The sequence below is a fragment of the Salicibibacter cibi genome, from assembly GCF_016495865.1.
GTDB lineage: Bacteria > Bacillota > Bacilli > Bacillales > Marinococcaceae > Salicibibacter > Salicibibacter cibi.
Window position 1 is genome coordinate 857,878 of record NZ_CP054706.1, and the last position, 18,770, is coordinate 876,647.

An 18,770-nucleotide genomic window follows, 5' to 3' on the forward strand; every position below is an offset into this window, starting at 1 on the left:
AAAATGCAACCTTTAGAACAAAAAAATTTGATGAAAAGGACTAGTTGTTTATAGCGATTGACTTATATAATAAGGTAGTTATATAATGCTTATGAAAAGGAGAATGCATATGAGCACATTAAATACAAGGTTAAATTCCACTGAAGTGGCTGACGCTTTAAAAGTCATCAGTGACCCTACACGGTTGTTGATGATGAAGCTTATTTCAAAAAAGGAATACTGTGTTTGTCAGTTCGTTGATATGTTTGAAATCAGTCAACCTGCAGTAAGTCAACATATCCGTAAGTTGAAGCAAGCAGGTGTTGTCGAAGAAGATCGCCGTGGGCAATGGCGATTCTATTCCATGGATAGATCTGCACCGAAAGTTGCTGTCATTCAAGCTATTTTGGATCAAATTGATGATTATGATCAACAGTATTTGGAACTTTTAAAGAAAGAAACCCCTGTTGATTGCTGTTAAAGGAGGAATCAAGCGTTGCTTTCAGTCATCTTAGCGTCAGTGATATTTATCATTACGCTTGTGTTAGTCATTTGGCAGCCTAAAAACCTTGATCTTGGTTGGTCTGCTTGTGGTGGTGCCATCATTGCGTTACTCTTGGGAGTTGTTTCGTTTGGTGATGTCATTGAAGTCACGAGCATTGTGTGGAATGCTACGTTAACGTTTATTGCTGTGATTATCATTTCTTTGATCCTCGATGAGATTGGTTTTTTTGAATGGTCAGCTTTACATATGACAAGGGCGGCTAAAGGAAACGCTGTGCTTATGTTCGTCTATGTTTGTATTTTGGGTTCCATTGTGGCAGCGTTCTTCGCAAATGATGGAGCGGCACTTATTTTGACACCGATCGTTCTCGCCATGGTTCGTTCGCTGAATTTCAACGAAAAGATGGTCTTTCCATTTATTATTGCCAGTGGATTTATTGCAGATACTACATCGCTTCCTTTGATCGTCAGTAATCTTGTAAATATTGTATCGGCAGACTTCTTTGGGATAGGATTTGTGGAATATGCGACACGTATGATTGTCCCGAATTTCTTTGCATTAGGAGCGAGTATTCTTGTTCTTTATCTGTATTTCAGAAAGAGCATTCCCAAGCGGTATGACTACGAGCAGTTACAAAAACCAAGAGAAGCTATTCAGGATGGGAAAATGTTTCGTTTATCATGGTTTGTACTAGGGGTTCTGCTTGTTGGTTACTTTGTAAGTGAAATTTTGCATATTCCTGTATCCATTGTCGCGGGGATCATTGCACTTATTTTCTTAGCGATTGCTAGTAAGAGTCCCGCCGTTGCTACACGTTCGGTGATGAAAGGTGCTCCATGGAATATTGTTTTTTTTCTATCGGAATGTATGTCGTCGTTTTTGGCCTTCAAAATGTAGGATTAACAGACCTCTTAGCTGGAGGACTTGAATATGTAGCACAACAAGGCGTCTTTGCCGCAACGATGGGGATGGGGTTTTTAGCAGCTATTCTATCTTCAGTCATGAACAATATGCCAACAGTTATGATTAACGCCATTGCGATTGATGCAACGGCGGCAACCGGATTAATGAAAGAAGCGCTCATTTATGCAAACGTGGTTGGTTCTGACCTAGGGCCGAAAATCACACCTATCGGATCATTAGCCACCCTATTGTGGCTTCATGTGCTTAGCCAAAAAGGTGTAAAGATTTCCTGGTGGACGTACTTTAAAACAGGCATTGTTATCACATTACCTGTCTTATTTATCACCTTACTCGGTCTGTATCTCTGGTTAATGGTAATTGGTTAAAGAAAAGGAGAAAACCCATCATGGCTAAAAAACGATCTACTTTCTTTGCACAAAGAATTCTTGTCGAAGCCAAAATTGCAGAAGGTTGGGCAAAGCATTATTTAGGGACTGCTGAATAACGGAAAAAGACTGGCACATAAGCATTTTCCGTTGGTGTTGTCAAAGTTGGATGCAAGGAAATCCATCCTATAAGCAAAAAACTCTTGCACTTCTGGCAACGTACGGAGGGACGGTGCTGCAATGGCGAGAAACGGACGCGTCAAGCCCCCGCAGCGCCGGTTTTACGAGAGGAGGATTGACCGTTCGTCAATATGTTCTGCAATCGGATCATATTGCGGAATAAATCAAACCAAGTAGGGAAGTTTGAAAAGAAATATACCTAGGCTAAAGGAGCAGAGTATGGAAAACAATGTTTTTGAACAGATGGCAAAAAAATATGATACAGATGAAAGAATTGAACTAGCCAATGTTATAGTTAAGGAAGTAAAACCAAAATTACGAAATAGCAGATCAAAATCTTTCATGGACTATGGGAGTGGAACTGGTCTAATTGGTTTAGAGTTATCAGACATGGTGGATTCTGTTTTGTTGGTGGATTCATCAAAACAAATGTTGGAGGTAGCGGAAGAAAAAATTTTTCGCAGGGGAATTACAAACTCCAAGGTGATTTGTTCAGATTTTATCAAAGAAACACCTAATCTTAAGACAGACATAATTTTAATGTCACTAGTCCTCCTACATATCCCGGATACTAAAAAAATTCTACAAAAATTATATAACGTTTTAAACAATGGCGGCGAATTAATTATTATTGATTTTGACAAAAACAATAAAGTGAATCATCCAAGGGTTCATAATGGTTTTTCGCATGAAAGCTTAAAAAAACTATTATCCGAGGTAGGGTTCAAATCCATCAAAATTAAGACATTTTATAGCGGAAATCGTATTTTTATGAACCAAGATGCCTCAATGTTTATAGCCAGTAGTATAAGGTGATTTCGAGCGCGTTTGTTGGCTCTTCACCAAAATCTATCGTTGATAAAAGTGAACACTTATGATTTTGACTAGCCAGCGGAGGAAAAACACGGAGACTGATAGGAAAGCGCAGTCATTTTTTCATACATTTCTTTCTTCTTTTGCAACTGATATTCGTCCAATGCGGCCGCAGATAGTAACATGAACAGGTAGCCGCTTATATGCTGATTGATCGTAAAAAAACCGGCAATAATCAGGGGTAGGATGAAAGCAAAAAGCTGAACCTTTTGTAAACGTTACAGTCACGATGAAATTCGAGAACAATTTATCATAAGGTGATTGTATTTCTACCTTCTTCGATCACATCTTTCCCGACTTTAACAGCAAGTGGCAGGGGCAATTGAAAATAAGTATTTGCTCTGAGAGCTGTCTTTTGAAATGATAAATTTTACATATGTAATAAAATAGTTTAAAATGATATGTAAATGTAATGAAAATGTAATATAAATCAAGGGATCTTAAACTAATGTGAGGATTAATATAATAAAATCTAAAGTAAATTGAAAGGAAGAAGAAGCGATGGACCAACTGGAATGTGTGATGGAAGTTCAACGTCGAGCGGAGAATCTACTGAAAAAAACAGGGATTACTGAACATTATGCTTATTCTTATGCGATTAATGATTTCATGAGTGAGCAAAGAAAGAAGATGCACACGGATAAGGCTGATCACCTTCATGCTTCTTTATTCCGCAATTTTGGTGTTGAATAGTATAAATGTAGATAGAAACACTATTTATCAAACAAAAAGACTCGAAATTCAATGAAAAATTTTATCGGAATTTTTGTCCAAAAACAATAAAAACCCTTATATGAGAGGTGAAGGTGGTCCACATCCAAATTCAAATCTCTCGCTATAAGGAGTTTACATGGACAAGACTACCACAACAACCACATTTAAGGAAGCTATATACCCCGTTAAATATCAAAGAGGTTTTAGAAAATGTACCTATGAAAAATTGGTTGCTCTGATGATTGATGCACAGATCTACCGAATGCCAAACGCGAAGCAGTTAGCGTTGACCCTCAAGAATAGCGAAGAACTCCAAGCAAGCGTGAATCTTTCTTCGATTAGCAGCTCACAGCCTACACGCCGCTTGCGTGACATTGGCGCTGATGTGAGCCGGACCTTATTTTCCGATATGGTGAACTAAATGAAGCGAGAAATTCATCCCCGCTATCATTTACAGGTAGATGAGCCCCATCTATCTTGTGGATGCTTCCATCATTCCGCTCTGCCTGTCCTCTGTCGATGGGCAACTTATCGTCCCAAATAAGGAAAAGATGCCCTGTACTTGTCTGATCGCGGTTAGAATGAGTTATGACGCCTTTGATCGGTACTTCGAACCGGCGATATTCGATTTATCACGCGTTTCAAAAGCAATGCTGTCTTTGATGTAATCGAAGAATTCCGGCAGTCCGCTGAGCTTGTGGAGAAGGAGGGATTGGTTGTTTTAATTGCTTCATTTCTCTCTTAATGAAAGCAAGATTCGAGATACAATCGCTAATATAGGCAACTCAATGAGTGGTCCAATCACCAAGACCAACGCAATCAATGGTTGATCTGGAAAGGCTGCTATTACGATCGCCAAAGCAATAGGGGAATTACGTGCAATGATGGTCAGACTTAGACTCACTGTATCTTCATAAGAAAACTTCAATGCTTTTCCAACCGTTTGTGCCACAACAAAGTTAATGGAAAAGAAAAGCATGACTGGAATCAATAAGATTAAAATGACCTCTAGATTGTTCATTAAATAAGATCCTTCTGAAGCAAACATTGCTGTAATGGCTAATGCTAAAAAAATAATTTGGACCGAAGAGAAAAAAGGAATCAGTTTATCGTTTAAAAATGTTTTCTTGTTTTTTAATAAATAACGCGATAATTGAGCAATGGTAAATGGTACGACTAAAACCAATACAACACTTTCGATAACGGTTGAAAGGGAAACAGATTCCATCGTACCTACAAAGATAAACAAATACACTGGGATCAATAACACTTGCAGAAGTAAATTGATGGGCAATACAGAGGTCGATAATGGCATGTTGCCTTTAGCGATTTTTGTGAAAACTAAATACCAATCTGTACACGGTGTAACCATGAACATGATAAATCCTATCCATAATGCAGGATAGTCGGCGAGGAAAATAGCGCCAAGCCCCCATGCTAGTAATGGCGTCCAAATAAAATTGATCATCGTACTTGTGCTTAAAAACCTTATGTTTTTAAATGCATCTTTAAAATCTTTTAATGGGATCGCTAAAAATAACCCATACAGCATGATTAATAAAAACGGAATGATAAATAACGCTGCATTCTGTTCAAAAAAGATGAACTGACCTAATAAAAGTCCGACTCCTACGGCGATTAAAATGACGAGCGTTTGAAATTTCTCTAAAACATTCATGATCATACCCCTTCCGGAAAAATAGAGGTACGTGCGTACGACTCACTTATTGATATCTTTCAGGATAACTGATATGGATTGTAATTGCTTTGACAATCTTGACTTCGAATTCGAAATAGGGAAGAGCGATTGAACAACAAACAGTGAAAGGCGATCCATCATAATGACAGTAATTATGATGGGCATTTTTATTATACCTTAAATACGACCAAAACTGTATGTAGGTCTTCGTGCACAGACCGCGCACCTAATCCTAAAAGGTAGCTATATTTAGGGATTGCTGAACAACTTGTAGCTATCAGCTGAAGCCGGGATGCCGCTTCCATGGCTTCGCTTTCCGCGGACGAACGGGCAAGCCTCCTCTCGCAAAACCGGCGCTGCGGGGTCTTGACGCGTCCGTTTCTCGCCATTGCAGCGTCATCCCTCCGTACGTTGCCAGAAGTGCAAGGGTTTTTTGCTTATAGGATAGATTTCCTTGCATCCAGCTTTGACAACACCAACGGAAAATGCTTATATGCCAGTTTTTCCCGTTATTCAGCAGTCCCCAATTAGAAACTTTACTAAATTAAACCGCAAAAATCCGGAAGCGTACCTTAATCCTATATTGGTATATTGCATGTAGAAAAGAGGTGACTACATGACCAATACATCAATTGGATTATTTCAAGGTATTGCTTTATATATTGCAACGGTCTTAGGATCTGGTGTCCTTTTTTTATCCAGTGTTACAGCCTCAATAGCCGGGCCAGCGTCCATATTATCTTGGATGATCGTGATTACGATTAGTTTTCCCCTGGCTTATTCGTTTGCTTGTTTAGCGCGAGAATACCCAGACGCTGGAGGGGTTGCCACTTTTGTAAGGTATTCATTCGGGGAACATTTTGGAAATATTATTGGATGGTTCTATTTTGTTACAGCAGCAGTCGGACAAACCATTGTTGCTTTAACAGGCGCTTATTATTTAGGAAATGCTTTTGATTTTTCACAGGTGGAGATAACGTTTGCTGCCATATTGATGTTGGTTATTGCCGGAATCACTAACTATTATGGCATTCGCGTAAGTGGCAAATTAGCATTACTATTAAGTGGGTGTTTATTTCTTCTGTTAGTAGTAACGATTGTATTGGCTATCCCTAGTATAAGTTGGGATCAATTTAGCCCTTTTTTTCCTAACGGAAGTGGTTCAATCGGATCTGCTATAACCGCCATTTTTTGGGCTTTTTTTGGTTGGGAGGCGATTTGTAACCTTGCAAACAATTTTAAGAATCCCACTCAAAACATCGTTAGGAGTACTATTATAAGTGCTATAATTATAGGTGTGCTGTTTCTTGCCCTTAGTTTTATAACCATTGGAACAGGCACGTACGATGATATGGAGAGTGATTTATCGCCTATTGCCGTTATTATAAATGATACGTTTGGTTTACATGCTCAATTGCTGACCGGTATTCTCGCTTTCATCATTTGTACAGGAACAACAAACGCATTTGTCGCAAGTCTGACTCAGCTTGGTTATTCACTAAGTAGAGATGGAGCGTTTCCTTCTTATTTTTCGGTGTTACATCCAAAAATCCAAATATCAAGACGCATGGTTTTGTTTGTCGTTATGTTCGCAGGGGCGGGAGTGTTCATGACAAACGCTCTTTCTCTTACGTTTAATGATATTTTATTTATTCCAACGTCCTTAGGTGTTCTTGTTTATATTCTTTCAATGGCCGCTGGTGTTAAGTTGTTTAGAAAAGGAACGTTGCCATGGATGTGTTCATTGATCGCCATGATTTTATGTGCACTCGTCCTCCCGTTTTTTCGGTCATACATCATTGTTCCATTGGTGGTTATTTCTATATATGTAGCTTACATGTTCTTTTTTAATAAAAGGCGTTAAAATAATGAAGAGACAGGAGCTGAGCGACATGGTTGTTCATGCAGAGTTTTCTTTCAATGACATGGTAAAAATCGCTAACAGCTGTGACCATTCACATGACGGCCAGTTTTTCTATGCGGTGAAAACAACAGGCATTTTTTGCCGCCCTTCTTGTAAGTCGAGATGCCCCAAAAAAGAAAATATCACCTTTTTTCCAACAGCAGAAGACGCAAAACGAGCAGGTTTTCGTCCCTGCAAAAGATGCCAACCGGATATGATAAACTTTGATCCTCAAATGGACCTCATTAATGATGCGAAGGCATATATTCAAGCGAATTATACGGAAAACCTTACATTGACGCAAATAGCGCAACATATCGGTATAAGCCCCTATTATTTAGGACGGGTTTTTAAAAAGCAAATGTCAAAAACGCCACGTTCCTTTTTAGAGCATATACGTGTACGTAAGGCCGTTGAGCTATTAATAAACACTGACCGATCAATTATTGATATTTGTTATGAAGTAGGGTTTCAAAACGCCTCAAGTTTTTATCATGCCTTTCAAAAACAGACACAATGTACACCCCAACAGTATAGAAAGGATTTCAGCTATGGTCTATGACGAATATCAAACAGATATAGGATGTTTAAGATTTGTTTTAAGGGAAAATGGAACGCTCGTGCGCATATTATTAACTGACCATCATTGGTTTACTTTTAAGGAAAATAATGCTGTTAAAAAAAGCTCTGAGCTAGGAAAACCGATTCGGCAACAGTTTCAAGAATATGTTGGCGGGGAACGCAAGGATTTTGAGCTACCATTTGAACTTGAAGGAACATTTTTTCAAAAACAGTCATGGAAAGCATTGCAAGCGATTCCTTATGGGGAAACAAAATCGTATTCTGAAATTGCTCGTTTGATTGATCGACCGCAAGCTATTCGAGCCGTAGGGCATGCAAATAGTATGAATCCGTTACCGATTATATTTCCTTGTCACCGGGTTATTGGCAAAAGTAAAAGTTTGACCGGATACGCTGGAGGCTTAGAAATGAAAAAGCACTTACTTCGTATTGAGGGTGCCATTATTTAAAAGAAAGAAAACAATCTTTCTGAGACGGGCACTTATGAGATTTGCTGTGCCATTGACCACTTCAAGAATAATAAATGTGCTGCGTGAACTAATATGAGTGCATCCTTCTGACACGGGTTATTTAGGGATTGCTGAACAACATGCAGCTATCAGCTGAAGCCGGGATGCCGCTTCCTTGGCTTCGCTTTCCGCAGACGAACGGTCAAGCCTCCTCGCGCAAAAACTGCGCTGCGGGGTCTTGACGCGTCCGTTTTTCCGCTGGAGTCTCGCCATTGAGAGAAGGTATGCCGAACGGTTGATACTAGATGAATAATTTGGCATATCATGTACAAAATCCTCTGCGCGTTGTTAATCAAGTAGACATCCCGATGTTTAAGGGGTACAATGAAGATAGTTAATATGATTGACAATTCATTTAAAAGGGGCACATAATGCTTCAAATTGGAGATTTAATCATCTATCAAGTTCATGGTATATGCCGGGTGATGGATATCTGTGATCAAACGTATGCGGGGGTTACGAGGAAATACTATGTTTTACATCCAATTGAAAATAACCATAAACTAACAGTCCACATCCCTGTAGAAAAAGGGAAAGCCTTGTTGATGAAATTAATTGATAAAGAGGAAGCAAAAGATGTGTTGCAATCTTTTCATTCTGACGGCATCGAATGGATCCAAAGGCCGCAACAAAGAGGTCATGTCTACACGGGAATTGTAAATACCGGAAATCGGATTGATATCGCTAAAATTGCCAATACTTTAATACAGAAAAAGTTCGAACTTGAAAAGGATGGCAAAAAGTTGAATGAGCTTGATAAAAAAATGCTAATTAATATTGAAAAAATTTTCTTTCAAGAAATAGCCGTAGCGCTCGATACTTCTGTTGAAGATATTACGGATGAAGTCAATCGTATATTGGGAAAAAAGATATCCTAACCCTGCGTGTGGAAACAAAAGAACGAGAACTTTTGTCTGTACCGTTGGGTTTTTTAATTGTCTTCATATGAAAATTTGATGATTAACGACCGACCGCGCACCCGTTACTTTAGCAACGAGTGTGCGGTCGTTTTGTATAGTTTGGGAACAGGCATGTTATGAAGTAAACGAGTAACGAATAACAACATTCGTTTGGATGCAAAAGCATGTTCTTTGGCATCGTGCTATGGATGTCGGTGTGGCAAACTTAGCCCCGATGATGACGGTATGTATATTTCCGTGAAATAAACAGACACTATATTCCCAGTCTAAATGAGGTGGTGCCGTCATTGCGACACCCGAAATCAACGGAAAATTACCGTAGCATCATCGCCTCCATGAGTCCGTCCATGATTAACAATGTTGATATAAAAAATCCCTCGGTGGTCGCGTGGTGGTCTGCCGCATACCCCGGTTTCGGGCATCTGATCTTGGGCCATTATTTCATTGGATTCGTCCTACTGGTCCATGAGGTTTTGCTTAATATTTTTAGTGGTTTAAATTTAGCCATCTATTATTCATTTATCGGTGAGTTCGAGCGAGCGATACAATCAGTTGATACAAATTGGTTTGTAGCGTACTTCCCTATTTATTTTTTTGCGATTTGGAATAGTTATCAACGGACTAGGCAACTAAATGAAGATTATGTCATTGCCCGTCAAATCGGTTATGACATCTATTCCAATAGCATATCTCTATTCAGTCTCAACAGATTGGAAGAAAAAAAGCCGTACATTGCCGTTTTTTGGTCGGTTTTAGCCCCGGGTCTTGGCCATATTTACATAAACAGAATGCTTATCCTCCTGTTGGTTCCTTTACTCGTTCTTTTTATGTATGTATCCAACCTGCTTCCGGCCGTCCAATACACGATGGTTGGAGATTTCGAATCGGCCCGAAATATAACAAATCCCCAATGGTTAATGAATCTTCCCTCGTTTTATGGGTTCATGGCTTATGATGCATACTTAAAAACGGTCGAGTACAACAAATTGTACAAACGGTATCAGCAACTCTACTTGGAAAATACTTATCAACATCAGCAGTTTCAAATGCCTATCTAATGGAAAGGGAGAAGCCATGTATGTTGTTGCTTCTTTAAAGCTAAATAAAAACTTGGAAAGGGTTATCGCGGAAATTGAGTATAGCAACATCGATAGAAAAAATATCCTCGCTCTCCCGCTAGCTAAGAAAGTTGAACAAGAAACTGAAAAGAGTTGCCAGCAGAAATCATTTGAAATCTTGCCTATCACAGGGACCATCATTGCGTTGCTCGGTATGATTTACGGTTTTATTTTAGAATGGGGACCGATTCTTTGGGGACTCATTGGATTAGGTTTAGGAGTCATTATCGGTGGTGTGATCGATGTGCTCAGAATCAAAAAAATACGAGTGCAAAAAGAAGGTGAATCATTGACGGAAGTGTTTCTTTTGGTTCACTGTTCGGACAAGACCCAAGCTCAGCAGGTGAAAACATTAATATGGAAATGGTCTCCAACCGGAGTTGCAACATTTACAAAACAGGCGGAGGACGGCAGTCATGATCGGGATTGATTGGACGCTACTTCTCATAAAAACGCTCGTCATCGTGAGCTTATCTCTGATCCTTAGCGTGTTATATATTATTATTTTTCCCAGACCTATCATCAAATGGATGTTTGCGGGGATGATGAAACGATTCATGTCCAAAAAGTATGAGGACAATCTGTGGGAATTGATCTCCGCGATGACACGGATCAGTCCGAATACAATTATGGAAAACAGCCTGCGGTCCGCATCGGGAACAGTTATCAGTCGTCCTTTTGGCAGTCCTCGCGATTTTCACCACTTTGACGGACTTGTTTTTTCCCCTGCCCAGTTAGCAAAGCCGCCCGCGGATGCAAGTGATCCTATAGAATTGACGACGACGATCGGCCCTCATGCAAAACGCCCGCTCGTCCTCGATATCCCGTTGATGGCTGGCGGGATGGGGTATGGGAATGCACTCAGCAAGAAGGTGAAAAAAGCGATTGCCAGAGCTACGTCTGCGACAGGAACCGCGACGAACTCCGGGGAAGGCGCGTATCTTCCGGAAGAAAGAGAGTTGGCCGAGCATTTTATTTTGCAATATGCCCCAGGGAACTGGTCGAAATCCCCGGAAATTCTCGGCCAGGCCGACGCCATTGAAATACATATCGGACAAGGAGCCCGGGCTGCGGCTACATACTGCATTCCGCCCGAAGATTTGCCCGGGGAAATCCGCGAAACATTTCAGCTATCCCCTGGCGAAACGCTCGTCGTCCCTCCGCTTGATGAACCAAAAAAATCGGATGGTTTGAAAAAGCTGGTCGATAGGCTTCGGAGAGAGACAAATGGCATTCCTATTGGCGTTAAAATAGTAGCAGGCGCTGAATTGGAAGCGGACATGAAGATCGCGATACAAGCAACTGTTGATTTTATCTCGATCGATGGGGGTCAAGCCGGGACGAAAGGGGATGCACCGGTTTTCGAAGACGATTTTGGCCTGCCAACGATCTATGCCCTTGCTCGGGCTGCGAAATACTTGAAGAAGAAGGGTGTCAAACATAAAATCAGCCTGCTCGTTGGCGGTGGTCTAACCACACCAGGCGAGTGTTTAAAAGCGATGGCATTAGGGGCAGATGCCGTCTATATGGGAACCGCGTTCATCTGGGCGATGTCCCACGATCAAGTTACCAAATCTTTGCCTTGGGATCCCCCGACCTCACTTATTTTCTATGCAAAAAAGAAGGAGAAAAAGTTTAACGAAGAAAAAGCCGCTTATCATCTGGAAAATTTCATCATCTCTTGCTCGAAGGAAATGGAGGAGGCGGCTCGTGCGCTCGGTAAATCCTCTATCCATGACATCACCGGCGAAGATCTCGTCGCCCTTGATGAATTAACGAGCGATATCACTAATGTGAAGCTGGGTTATGATCGCCCTGAATAATGCCCTGAAATAATGAGAAACTAGCGCTAAAACGGCAATATTAATTTCCGCGGAAGTCGGGGTGGCAAATATTTTCGTAATAAGGGGGTGAAAGAATGGGGACTTATTTTCTTCAGGGGCATTTTGACGTTATGGAAATGGTTATCAAAGCGATATGATTAACACAATACAATTTAAAATGAATAAATGTTGTGTGAGCATGGCAGTCTATATGTATACCTTCGCTTTGCCAACTTAGTGAAGGGAGATACCTAGAAAGGAGAAATGGCGTTTATGGCTCAACAGCAAAATCCACAACAGAATCAACAACAGCAGAATCAACAACAGCAGAATCAGCAACAACAAAATCAGCAACAACAGAACCAGCAACAAAATCAAGCGTTGCAACAGGCTCAACAGGCTGCCCAACAGGCGGATCAGAAGGTGCAACAAGCTGTTCAACAAGCCGATCCACAGGCGATGCAACAAGCACAACAGGAATTGCAACAGGCCGAGCAACAAATGCAACAAGCGGAAACCAACGCACAGCCTGGACAACAACAGCAAATTCAGGAAGCTCAGCAACAGCTACAGCAAGCAAATCAGCAACTTCAACAAGCACAAAATCAGTCCGGTCAATAAAAGAAGGCTGTTCTCGCGCTTAGATCAGAACAGTATTGTAATCCGCATCATTATATTATGATGCGGATTCTATTTATTGGGGGACGTTGTATCGAATTAATTGTAAAAGACATGCTTGCGTTATTTATGCGTGTATGCTATATTATTTGTGGCAAAGCGACGAAGAAAATTCTTTATGGATAGTAAAAGCCATCAGGCGCCCGTAGCTCAATTGGATAGAGCATCTGACTTCGGATCAGAGGGTTAGGAGTTCGAGTCTTCTCGGGCGCGCCAGTAATGTAACAATCAGATATATAAAGTTTAACGTTTTATTTTTTTGTCAAAAAGTCGAGGGTGTATATAAGAAAATGCCCGGGAAGTAGCTCAGCTTGGCAGAGCGCTTCGTTCGGGACGAAGAGGTCGCAGGTTCAAATCCTGTCTTCCCGACCATTGATAACGCGGGTGTAGTTTAATGGTAAAACCTCAGCCTTCCAAGCTGATGACGTGGGTTCGATTCCCATCACCCGCTCCAATGGGCCTGTAGCTCAGTTGGTGAGAGCGCACGCCTGATAAGCGTGAGGTCGGTGGTTCGAGTCCACTCAGGCCCACCATTCATTGATTTTAAAAAAGTTATTGACAAAAAATCGATTCACTGGTAAAGTTGTAAATCGTGGTTGCTAACCACCAATTGCCCATTGAAAACTGAATGAAAGCCAAGCGAACGAATGAAGAAATGAAGCCAGCGCTTCCGGCACCCCCCGTGTGGGAAGCGGAACTACTTTTATGGAGAGTTTGATCCTGGCTCAGGACGAACGCTGGCGGCGTGCCTAATACATGCAAGTCGAACGGGCCCCCGAAGGTGCTTGCACCTTCGGGAGGCCAGTGGCGGACGGGTGAGTACCACGTGGGCAACCTGCCGTTGAGCTGGGGATAACACCGGGAAACCGGTGCTAATACCGAATAAGTCCTTTTTCGCACCTGCGAAGGAGGAGAAAGGCGGTCTTTAGGAAGGCCGTCGCTCAACGAGGGGCCCGCGGCGCATTAGCTAGTTGGTGGGATAAGGGCTTACCAAGGCGACGATGCGTAGCCGACCTGAGAGGGTGATCGGCCACACTGGGACTGAGACACGGCCCAGACTCCTGCGGGAGGCAGCAGTAGGGAATCATCCGCAATGGGCGCAAGCCTGACGGTGCAACGCCGCGTGAGTGAGGAAGGTTTTCGGATCGTAAAGCTCTGTTGTGAGGGAAGAACAGCTTTTGGAGGAAATGCCGAGAGTATGCCGGTACCTCACCAGAAAGCCACGGCTAACTACGTGCCAGCAGCCGCGGTAATACGTAGGTGGCAAGCGTTGTCCGGAATTATTGGGCGTAAAGGGCACGCAGGCGGTGAGGCAAGTCTGATGTGAAAGGCCGGCGCTTAACGCCGGAATGGCATTGGAAACTGCCTGACTTGAGGACAGAAGAGGAGAGTGGAATTCCACGTGTAGCGGTGAAATGCGTAGAGATGTGGAGGAACACCAGTGGCGAAGGCGACTCTCTGGTCTGTACCTGACGCTGAGGTGCGAAAGCGTGGGGAGCGAACAGGATTAGATACCCTGGTAGTCCACGCCGTAAACGATGAGTGCTAGGTGTTAGGGGTTTCGATACCCGTAGTGCCGAAGCAAACGCAATAAGCACTCCGCCTGGGGAGTACGACCGCAAGGTTGAAACTCAAAGGAATTGACGGGGGCCCGCACAAGCGGTGGAGCATGTGGTTTAATTCGAAGCAACGCGAAGGACCTTACCAGGCCTTGACATCCTCTGATCGCCTTGGAGACAAGGTTTCCCTTTTGGGCAGAGAGACAGGTGGTGCATGGTTGTCGTCAGCTCGTGTCGTGAGATGTTGGGTTAAGTCCCGTAACGAGCGCAACCCTTGAATGTCGTTGCCAGCATTAAGTTGGGCACTCGACATTGACTGCCGGTGACAAACCGGAGGAAGGCGGGGATGACGTCAAATCATCATGCCCCTTATGGCCTGGGCGACACACGTGCTACAATGGACGGTACAACGGGCAGCGAAGCCGCGAGGTGGAGCGAATCCCCGGAAAAGCCGTTCTCAGTTCGGATTGCAGGCTGCAACCCGCCTGCATGAAGCTGGAATCGCTAGTAATCGCGGATCAGCATGCCGCGGTGAATACGTTCCCGGGCCTTGTACACACCGCCCGTCACACCACGAGAGCCGGCAACACCCGAAGTCGGTGAGCGAACCTTAGGGACGCAGCCGCCGAAGGTGGGGCTGGTGATTGGGGTGAAGTCGTAACAAGGTATCCCTACCGGAAGGTGGGGATGGATCACCTCCTTTCTAAGGAGCTATACCGGTCCCTCGGTGAAGGGACCGGAGGCAAACGCTTGGGCTTTCATTCAGTTTTGAGCGGGCAACTGCTCAAGAGACGTTCTTTGAAAACTGAATAACGCGATAAAGCTTGAATGGACACACACCGGGTGTCGAAAAGAAACGAGCGTTTTTTGGAAAGGCCCATGCCTCAAGTGGTTAAACGAGGAAGGGCACACGGTGGATGCCTTGGCACTAGGCGCCGATGAAGGACGGGACGAACACCGATATGCTTCGGGGAGCTGTAAGTATGCGTGGATCCGAAGATGTCCGAATGGGGGAACCCCTTCTCCGTCATGGGAGAAGATCATCTGCCGAAACCATAAGCAGATGAAGGCAAACCCGGCGAACTGAAACATCTTAGTAACCGGAGGAAGAGAAAGCAAATGCGATTTCCTGAGTAGCGGCGAGCGAAACGGAAGCGAGCCCAAACCGGGCGGCAAGTCCGCCCGGGGTTGAAGGACACGCCATACGGAGTGACAAAGGGGCGATGTAGCGGAAGCGACTTGGAACGGTCCGCCACAGAAGGTAAGCGCCCTGTACGCGAAACATCGCCCTCTCCGGCGTGGATCCTGAGTACGGCGGGACACGAGCAACCCCGTCGGAAGCAGGGAGGCCCATCTCCCAAGGCTAAATACGACCTAGTGACCGATAGTGAACCAGTACCGTGAGGGAAAGGTGAAAAGCACCCCGGGAGGGGAGTGAAAGAGAACCTGAAACCGTGTGCCTACAGGTGGTCAAAGCCCATTCATGGGTGATGGCGTGCCTTTTGTAGAATGAACCGGCGAGTGACGATGACGTGCGAGGTTAAGTTGAAGAGACGGAGCCGCAGCGAAAGCGAGTCTGAAACGGGCGCATGAGTATGTCGACGTCGACCCGAAACCGTGTGATCTACCCATGTCCAGGGTGAAGGTCGGGTAACACCGACTGGAGGCCCGAACCCACGTCAGTTGAAAATGACGGGGATGAGGGGTGGGTAGGGGTGAAATGCCAATCGAACACGGAGATAGCTGGTTCTCCCCGAAATAGCTTTAGGGCTAGCCTCGGAGGGAAGAGTCCTGGAGGTAGAGCACGGATTGGATGAGGGGTCCCCACAGGATTACCGAGTTCAGTCAAACTCCGAATGCCAGCGACTTGTTCTCCGGGAGTCAGACGGCGAGTGCTAAGATCCGTCGTCAAGAGGGAAACAACCCGGACCACCGGCTAAGGTCCCCAAGTATGGGTTAAGTGGGAAAGGATGTGGCGTTGCTTAGACAACCAGGATGTTGGCTTAGAAGCAGCCATCATTGAAAGAGTGCGTAATAGCTCACTGGTCGAGTGACGCTGCGCCGAAAATGTAACGGGGCTAAACCCATCACCGAAGCCGTGGCAACTCGAAGAGTTGGGTAGGGGAGCGTTCTGTGTGCCGGGAAGGTTGACCGTGAGGACAGCTGGAGCGCACAGAAGTGAGAATGCCGGTATGAGTAGCGAAAAGAAGGGTGAGAATCCCTTCCGTCGAAAACCTAAGGTTTCCTGAGGAAGGTTCGTCCGCTCAGGGTTAGTCGGGGCCTAAGCCGAGGCCGAAAGGCGTAGGCGATGGATAACTGGTGGAAATTCCAGTACCACCGAAGGCTGTTTGACCGAAGGGGGGACGCAGAAAGGAAGGGCGAGCGCGCCGATGGATAGGCGCGTCGAAGCGACCGAGGCTGTTGGGCAGGCAAATCCGCCCAACGCAAAGGCTGAGGCGTGACCGCGAGGGAACTAAAGTACCGAAGTCCCCGCACCTCCGCTGCCGAGAAAAGCCTCTAGGAAGGCCGACGGTGCCCGTACCGCAAACCGACACAGGTAGGTGGGATGAGAATTCTAAGACGCGCGGGAGAACTCTCGTTAAGGAACTCGGCAAAATGACCCCGTAACTTCGGGAGAAGGGGTGCTCTTGCGGGTGCAAGCCTGCGGGAGCCGCAGTGACAAGGCCCAAGCGACTGTTTACCAAAAACACAGGTCTCTGCGAAGTCGAAAGACGAAGTATAGGGGCTGACACCTGCCCGGTGCTGGAAGGTTAAGAGGACGCGTTAGCCCTAGCGGGCGAAGCGCGGAATTGAAGCCCCAGTAAACGGCGGCCGTAACTATAACGGTCCTAAGGTAGCGAAATTCCTTGTCGGGTAAGTTCCGACCCGCACGAAAGGTGCAACGACTTGGGCACTGTCTCAACGAGAGACCCGGTGAAATTATATGACCTGTGAAGATGCAGGTCCCCCGCGACTGGACGGAAAGACCCCATGGAGCTTTACTGTAGCTTGATATTGGGTTTTGATATGGCTTGTACAGGATAGGCAGGAGCCTAGGAAACCGGAGCGCTAGCTTCGGTGGAGGCGCCGGTGGGATACTGCCCTTGCGATATGAAAATCCTAACCTCGAACCGTGAGCCGGTTCAGGGACAGTGTCTGGTGGGCAGTTTGACTGGGGCGGTCGCCTCCTAAATGGTAACGGAGGCGCCCCAAGGTTCCCTCAGAATGGTTGGAAATCATTCGAAGCGTGCAAAGGCAGAAGGGAGCTTGACTGCGAGACGTACTGGTCGAGCAGGGACGAAAGTCGGGCTTAGTGATCCGGCGGCACCGCATGGAAGGGCCGTCGCTCAACGGATAAAAGCTACCCTGGGGATAACAGGCTAATCTCCCCCAAGAGTCCACATCGACGGGGAGGTTTGGCACCTCGATGTCGGCTCATCGCATCCTGGGGCTGAAGTCGGTCCCAAGGGTTGGGCTGTTCGCCCATTAAAGCGGTACGCGAGCTGGGTTCAGAACGTCGTGAGACAGTTCGGTCCCTATCCGTCGCGGGCGCAGGAAATTTGAGAGGAGCTGTCCTTAGTACGAGAGGACCGGGATGGACACACCGCTGGTGTACCAGTTGTTCCGCCAGGAGCATCGCTGGGTAGCTACGTGTGGATCGGATAAGTGCTGAAAGCATCTAAGCACGAAGCCGACCTCAAGATGAGATTTCCCGTGAGACCCCTTAAAGACGATAAGGTAGATAGGTCTGAGGTGGACGCGTGGCGACACGTGAAGCTGACAGATACTAATCGGTCCAATGGTTTATCCACGAATAGGTCATGCACATCCGGCATTCATGCATAAGCGTTATTCAGTTTTGGGAGAATGTCTCCCACGGTCAGGTGGCGATAGCGAAGAGGCCCCACCCGTTCCCATGCCGAACACGGAAGTTAAGCTCTTCAGCGCCGATGGTAATCGGGCGGTAACGCCCCGTGAGCGTAGGACGTCGCCTGGCGATGAAAAACCAAACACCCGCTTGTTCCTGATTTAGGGATTGGCGGGTGTTTTTTTATTAAAGTGCCAGAATTTATGTCAAAAGCGCCAGAATAATACCTGAATTCGCCAGAATAACGCTGTGGCGACATATAAACTCCACTCCATATATTTTCTTTTTTTCCATAGGAAGAGGGCTTTGTTTCTGGAAATACTGTAGTTGAAAGGGGATATGTATATGGCACAGGATGTTTTATGTGAAGTGGAAAACTGTGTGCACTGGGGAGAGGGGAATCTTTGCCAGGCAGATCGGATTTATGTTGTAACGAATGCAGATGAGTTAACGACAGAACAAGCCGAGACCGATTGCAAAACATTTCGCCCGTTGGAGCACTAAATGTTTAGGCTGCCCACTTGCGTGGGTAGCTTTTTCCTATGGAAAAATAAAAACAGAAAGGGTTGGG

Annotated in this window: 18 protein-coding genes, 4 tRNA genes, 3 rRNA genes and 2 pseudogenes; 24 read left to right on the forward strand and 3 right to left on the reverse strand. The window is 45.0% G+C overall.

From position 1 onward, the window contains the following. Nucleotides 1-109 precede the first annotated feature (109 nt). The 7 genes and pseudogenes from HUG20_RS04265 to HUG20_RS04295 all read left to right on the forward strand — a co-directional run bounded on the left by HUG20_RS04265 (nt 110) and on the right by HUG20_RS04295 (nt 3,961). Nucleotides 110-460: an ArsR/SmtB family transcription factor gene (locus HUG20_RS04265; protein WP_200088436.1), complete on the forward strand. Its 351-nt coding sequence runs from the start codon at nt 110-112 to the stop codon at nt 458-460. A 15-nt stretch (nt 461-475) separates the two neighbouring features. Further along, nucleotides 476-1,773, forward strand: a pseudogene (locus HUG20_RS04270) (arsenic transporter). A gap of 34 nt (nt 1,774-1,807) precedes the next feature. Then, nucleotides 1,808-1,880 (forward strand): annotated as a pseudogene (locus HUG20_RS19905) (arsenate reductase/protein-tyrosine-phosphatase family protein); the annotation flags it as partial. 62 nt (nt 1,881-1,942) lie between these two features. Beyond that, complete coding sequence (locus tag HUG20_RS04280) at nt 1,943-2,116, forward strand: hypothetical protein (RefSeq protein WP_200088437.1); 174 nt, start codon at nt 1,943-1,945, stop codon at nt 2,114-2,116. Between the two features lie 56 nt (nt 2,117-2,172). Then, nucleotides 2,173-2,769: a class I SAM-dependent methyltransferase gene (locus tag HUG20_RS04285; RefSeq protein ID WP_200088438.1), complete on the forward strand. Its 597-nt coding sequence runs from the start codon at nt 2,173-2,175 to the stop codon at nt 2,767-2,769. A 558-nt stretch (nt 2,770-3,327) separates the two neighbouring features. Next, nucleotides 3,328-3,519, forward strand: a complete 192-nt coding sequence (locus HUG20_RS04290; RefSeq protein ID WP_200088439.1) for a hypothetical protein — start codon at nt 3,328-3,330, stop codon at nt 3,517-3,519. Nucleotides 3,520-3,676: 157 nt separating this feature from the next. Beyond that, nucleotides 3,677-3,961 carry a hypothetical protein gene (locus HUG20_RS04295; protein WP_200088440.1) on the forward strand — a complete coding sequence of 95 codons (285 nt, stop codon included), beginning with the start codon at nt 3,677-3,679 and terminating at the stop codon, nt 3,959-3,961. 309 nt (nt 3,962-4,270) lie between these two features. On the opposite strand, the gene HUG20_RS04300 is transcribed toward HUG20_RS04295, so the two are convergent. Beyond that, the gene (locus tag HUG20_RS04300; protein WP_200088441.1) at nt 4,271-5,218 is read right to left on the reverse strand and encodes an arsenic resistance protein; all 948 of its coding nucleotides are present in this window, start codon (nt 5,216-5,218) and stop codon (nt 4,271-4,273) included. Between the two features lie 153 nt (nt 5,219-5,371). On the opposite strand from HUG20_RS04300, the gene HUG20_RS19910 reads away from it, so the two are divergent. Continuing rightward, a complete protein-coding gene (locus HUG20_RS19910; protein WP_200090380.1) occupies nt 5,372-5,482 on the forward strand; it encodes an Ada metal-binding domain-containing protein in 111 nt (36 codons plus the stop codon). Between the two features lie 34 nt (nt 5,483-5,516). Here the strand turns inward: HUG20_RS19910 and HUG20_RS04310 are convergent, their stop codons facing one another. Continuing rightward, a complete protein-coding gene (locus tag HUG20_RS04310) occupies nt 5,517-5,699 on the reverse strand; it encodes a hypothetical protein (RefSeq protein WP_200088442.1) in 183 nt (60 codons plus the stop codon). Between the two features lie 156 nt (nt 5,700-5,855). On the opposite strand from HUG20_RS04310, the gene HUG20_RS04315 reads away from it, so the two are divergent. The 3 genes from HUG20_RS04315 to HUG20_RS04325 are packed head-to-tail and all read left to right on the forward strand — an operon-like array spanning nt 5,856 to nt 8,173. Next, entirely contained in the window at nt 5,856-7,103 is a 1,248-nt protein-coding gene (locus HUG20_RS04315) for an APC family permease (RefSeq protein WP_200088443.1), read from the forward strand. Nucleotides 7,104-7,131: 28 nt separating this feature from the next. Beyond that, nucleotides 7,132-7,704: a bifunctional transcriptional activator/DNA repair enzyme AdaA gene (locus tag HUG20_RS04320; protein WP_246476534.1), complete on the forward strand. Its 573-nt coding sequence runs from the start codon at nt 7,132-7,134 to the stop codon at nt 7,702-7,704. After that, nucleotides 7,694-8,173 (forward strand): methylated-DNA--[protein]-cysteine S-methyltransferase, encoded by a 480-nt coding sequence (locus HUG20_RS04325; RefSeq protein ID WP_200088444.1) that lies wholly within the window; start codon nt 7,694-7,696, stop codon nt 8,171-8,173. The genes HUG20_RS04320 and HUG20_RS04325 overlap by 11 nt, the downstream gene beginning before the upstream one ends. 149 nt (nt 8,174-8,322) lie before the next feature. Here HUG20_RS04325 and HUG20_RS04330 read toward each other — a convergent pair whose 3' ends face one another. Then, nucleotides 8,323-8,499, reverse strand: a complete 177-nt coding sequence (locus tag HUG20_RS04330) for a hypothetical protein (protein ID WP_200088445.1) — start codon at nt 8,497-8,499, stop codon at nt 8,323-8,325. A 105-nt stretch (nt 8,500-8,604) separates the two neighbouring features. Between HUG20_RS04330 and HUG20_RS04335 the strand changes: the two genes are divergently transcribed. The 13 genes from HUG20_RS04335 (at nt 8,605) to HUG20_RS04395 (ending at nt 18,703) form a co-directional block, all read left to right on the forward strand. Beyond that, a complete protein-coding gene (locus HUG20_RS04335; RefSeq protein ID WP_200088447.1) occupies nt 8,605-9,111 on the forward strand; it encodes a CarD family transcriptional regulator in 507 nt (168 codons plus the stop codon). Between the two features lie 329 nt (nt 9,112-9,440). Then, the gene (locus tag HUG20_RS04340) at nt 9,441-10,211 is read left to right on the forward strand and encodes a hypothetical protein (protein WP_200088449.1); all 771 of its coding nucleotides are present in this window, start codon (nt 9,441-9,443) and stop codon (nt 10,209-10,211) included. A 16-nt stretch (nt 10,212-10,227) separates the two neighbouring features. After that, nucleotides 10,228-10,701: a hypothetical protein gene (locus tag HUG20_RS04345; protein WP_200088451.1), complete on the forward strand. Its 474-nt coding sequence runs from the start codon at nt 10,228-10,230 to the stop codon at nt 10,699-10,701. Further along, a complete protein-coding gene (locus HUG20_RS04350) occupies nt 10,688-12,094 on the forward strand; it encodes an FMN-binding glutamate synthase family protein (protein ID WP_200088453.1) in 1,407 nt (468 codons plus the stop codon). Before HUG20_RS04345 ends, HUG20_RS04350 begins: the two co-directional genes overlap by 14 nt. 273 nt (nt 12,095-12,367) lie before the next feature. Beyond that, entirely contained in the window at nt 12,368-12,715 is a 348-nt protein-coding gene (locus HUG20_RS04355; RefSeq protein ID WP_200088455.1) for a hypothetical protein, read from the forward strand. 196 nt (nt 12,716-12,911) lie between these two features. After that, nucleotides 12,912-12,988 (forward strand) — tRNA-Arg (locus HUG20_RS04360). 79 nt (nt 12,989-13,067) lie between these two features. Beyond that, nucleotides 13,068-13,144 (forward strand) — tRNA-Pro (locus tag HUG20_RS04365). Between the two features lie 8 nt (nt 13,145-13,152). Then, a tRNA-Gly gene (locus HUG20_RS04370) sits at nt 13,153-13,226 on the forward strand. A 2-nt stretch (nt 13,227-13,228) separates the two neighbouring features. Beyond that, nucleotides 13,229-13,305, forward strand: a tRNA-Ile gene (locus tag HUG20_RS04375). A gap of 169 nt (nt 13,306-13,474) precedes the next feature. Then, a 16S ribosomal RNA gene (locus HUG20_RS04380) occupies nt 13,475-15,034 on the forward strand. Nucleotides 15,035-15,221: 187 nt separating this feature from the next. Beyond that, nucleotides 15,222-18,143, forward strand: a 23S ribosomal RNA gene (locus HUG20_RS04385). A gap of 68 nt (nt 18,144-18,211) precedes the next feature. Next, nucleotides 18,212-18,328: ribosomal RNA gene (rrf, locus tag HUG20_RS04390) — 5S ribosomal RNA — on the forward strand. Together the 16S, 23S and 5S rRNA genes with 4 tRNA genes alongside form the textbook arrangement of a ribosomal RNA operon. Before the next feature lie 216 nt (nt 18,329-18,544). Then, entirely contained in the window at nt 18,545-18,703 is a 159-nt protein-coding gene (locus tag HUG20_RS04395) for a DUF1540 domain-containing protein (RefSeq protein ID WP_200088457.1), read from the forward strand. Nucleotides 18,704-18,770: the final 67 nt, after the last annotated feature.

Coding starts and splice junctions, on each gene's coding strand:
- HUG20_RS04265 (WP_200088436.1), top strand. CDS start 110: ATGAGCACATTAAATACAAGGTTAAATTCCACTGAAGTGGCTGACGCT.
- HUG20_RS04280 (WP_200088437.1), top strand. CDS start 1,943: ATGCAAGGAAATCCATCCTATAAGCAAAAAACTCTTGCACTTCTGGCA.
- HUG20_RS04285 (WP_200088438.1), top strand. CDS start 2,173: ATGGAAAACAATGTTTTTGAACAGATGGCAAAAAAATATGATACAGAT.
- HUG20_RS04290 (WP_200088439.1), top strand. CDS start 3,328: ATGGACCAACTGGAATGTGTGATGGAAGTTCAACGTCGAGCGGAGAAT.
- HUG20_RS04295 (WP_200088440.1), top strand. CDS start 3,677: ATGGACAAGACTACCACAACAACCACATTTAAGGAAGCTATATACCCC.
- HUG20_RS04300 (WP_200088441.1), bottom strand. CDS start 5,218: ATGAATGTTTTAGAGAAATTTCAAACGCTCGTCATTTTAATCGCCGTA.
- HUG20_RS04310 (WP_200088442.1), bottom strand. CDS start 5,699: ATGCAAGGAAATCTATCCTATAAGCAAAAAACCCTTGCACTTCTGGCA.
- HUG20_RS04315 (WP_200088443.1), top strand. CDS start 5,856: ATGACCAATACATCAATTGGATTATTTCAAGGTATTGCTTTATATATT.
- HUG20_RS04320 (WP_246476534.1), top strand. CDS start 7,132: ATGGTTGTTCATGCAGAGTTTTCTTTCAATGACATGGTAAAAATCGCT.
- HUG20_RS04325 (WP_200088444.1), top strand. CDS start 7,694: ATGGTCTATGACGAATATCAAACAGATATAGGATGTTTAAGATTTGTT.
- HUG20_RS04330 (WP_200088445.1), bottom strand. CDS start 8,499: ATGATATGCCAAATTATTCATCTAGTATCAACCGTTCGGCATACCTTC.
- HUG20_RS04335 (WP_200088447.1), top strand. CDS start 8,605: ATGCTTCAAATTGGAGATTTAATCATCTATCAAGTTCATGGTATATGC.
- HUG20_RS04345 (WP_200088451.1), top strand. CDS start 10,228: ATGTATGTTGTTGCTTCTTTAAAGCTAAATAAAAACTTGGAAAGGGTT.
- HUG20_RS04350 (WP_200088453.1), top strand. CDS start 10,688: ATGATCGGGATTGATTGGACGCTACTTCTCATAAAAACGCTCGTCATC.
- HUG20_RS04355 (WP_200088455.1), top strand. CDS start 12,368: ATGGCTCAACAGCAAAATCCACAACAGAATCAACAACAGCAGAATCAA.
- HUG20_RS04395 (WP_200088457.1), top strand. CDS start 18,545: ATGGCACAGGATGTTTTATGTGAAGTGGAAAACTGTGTGCACTGGGGA.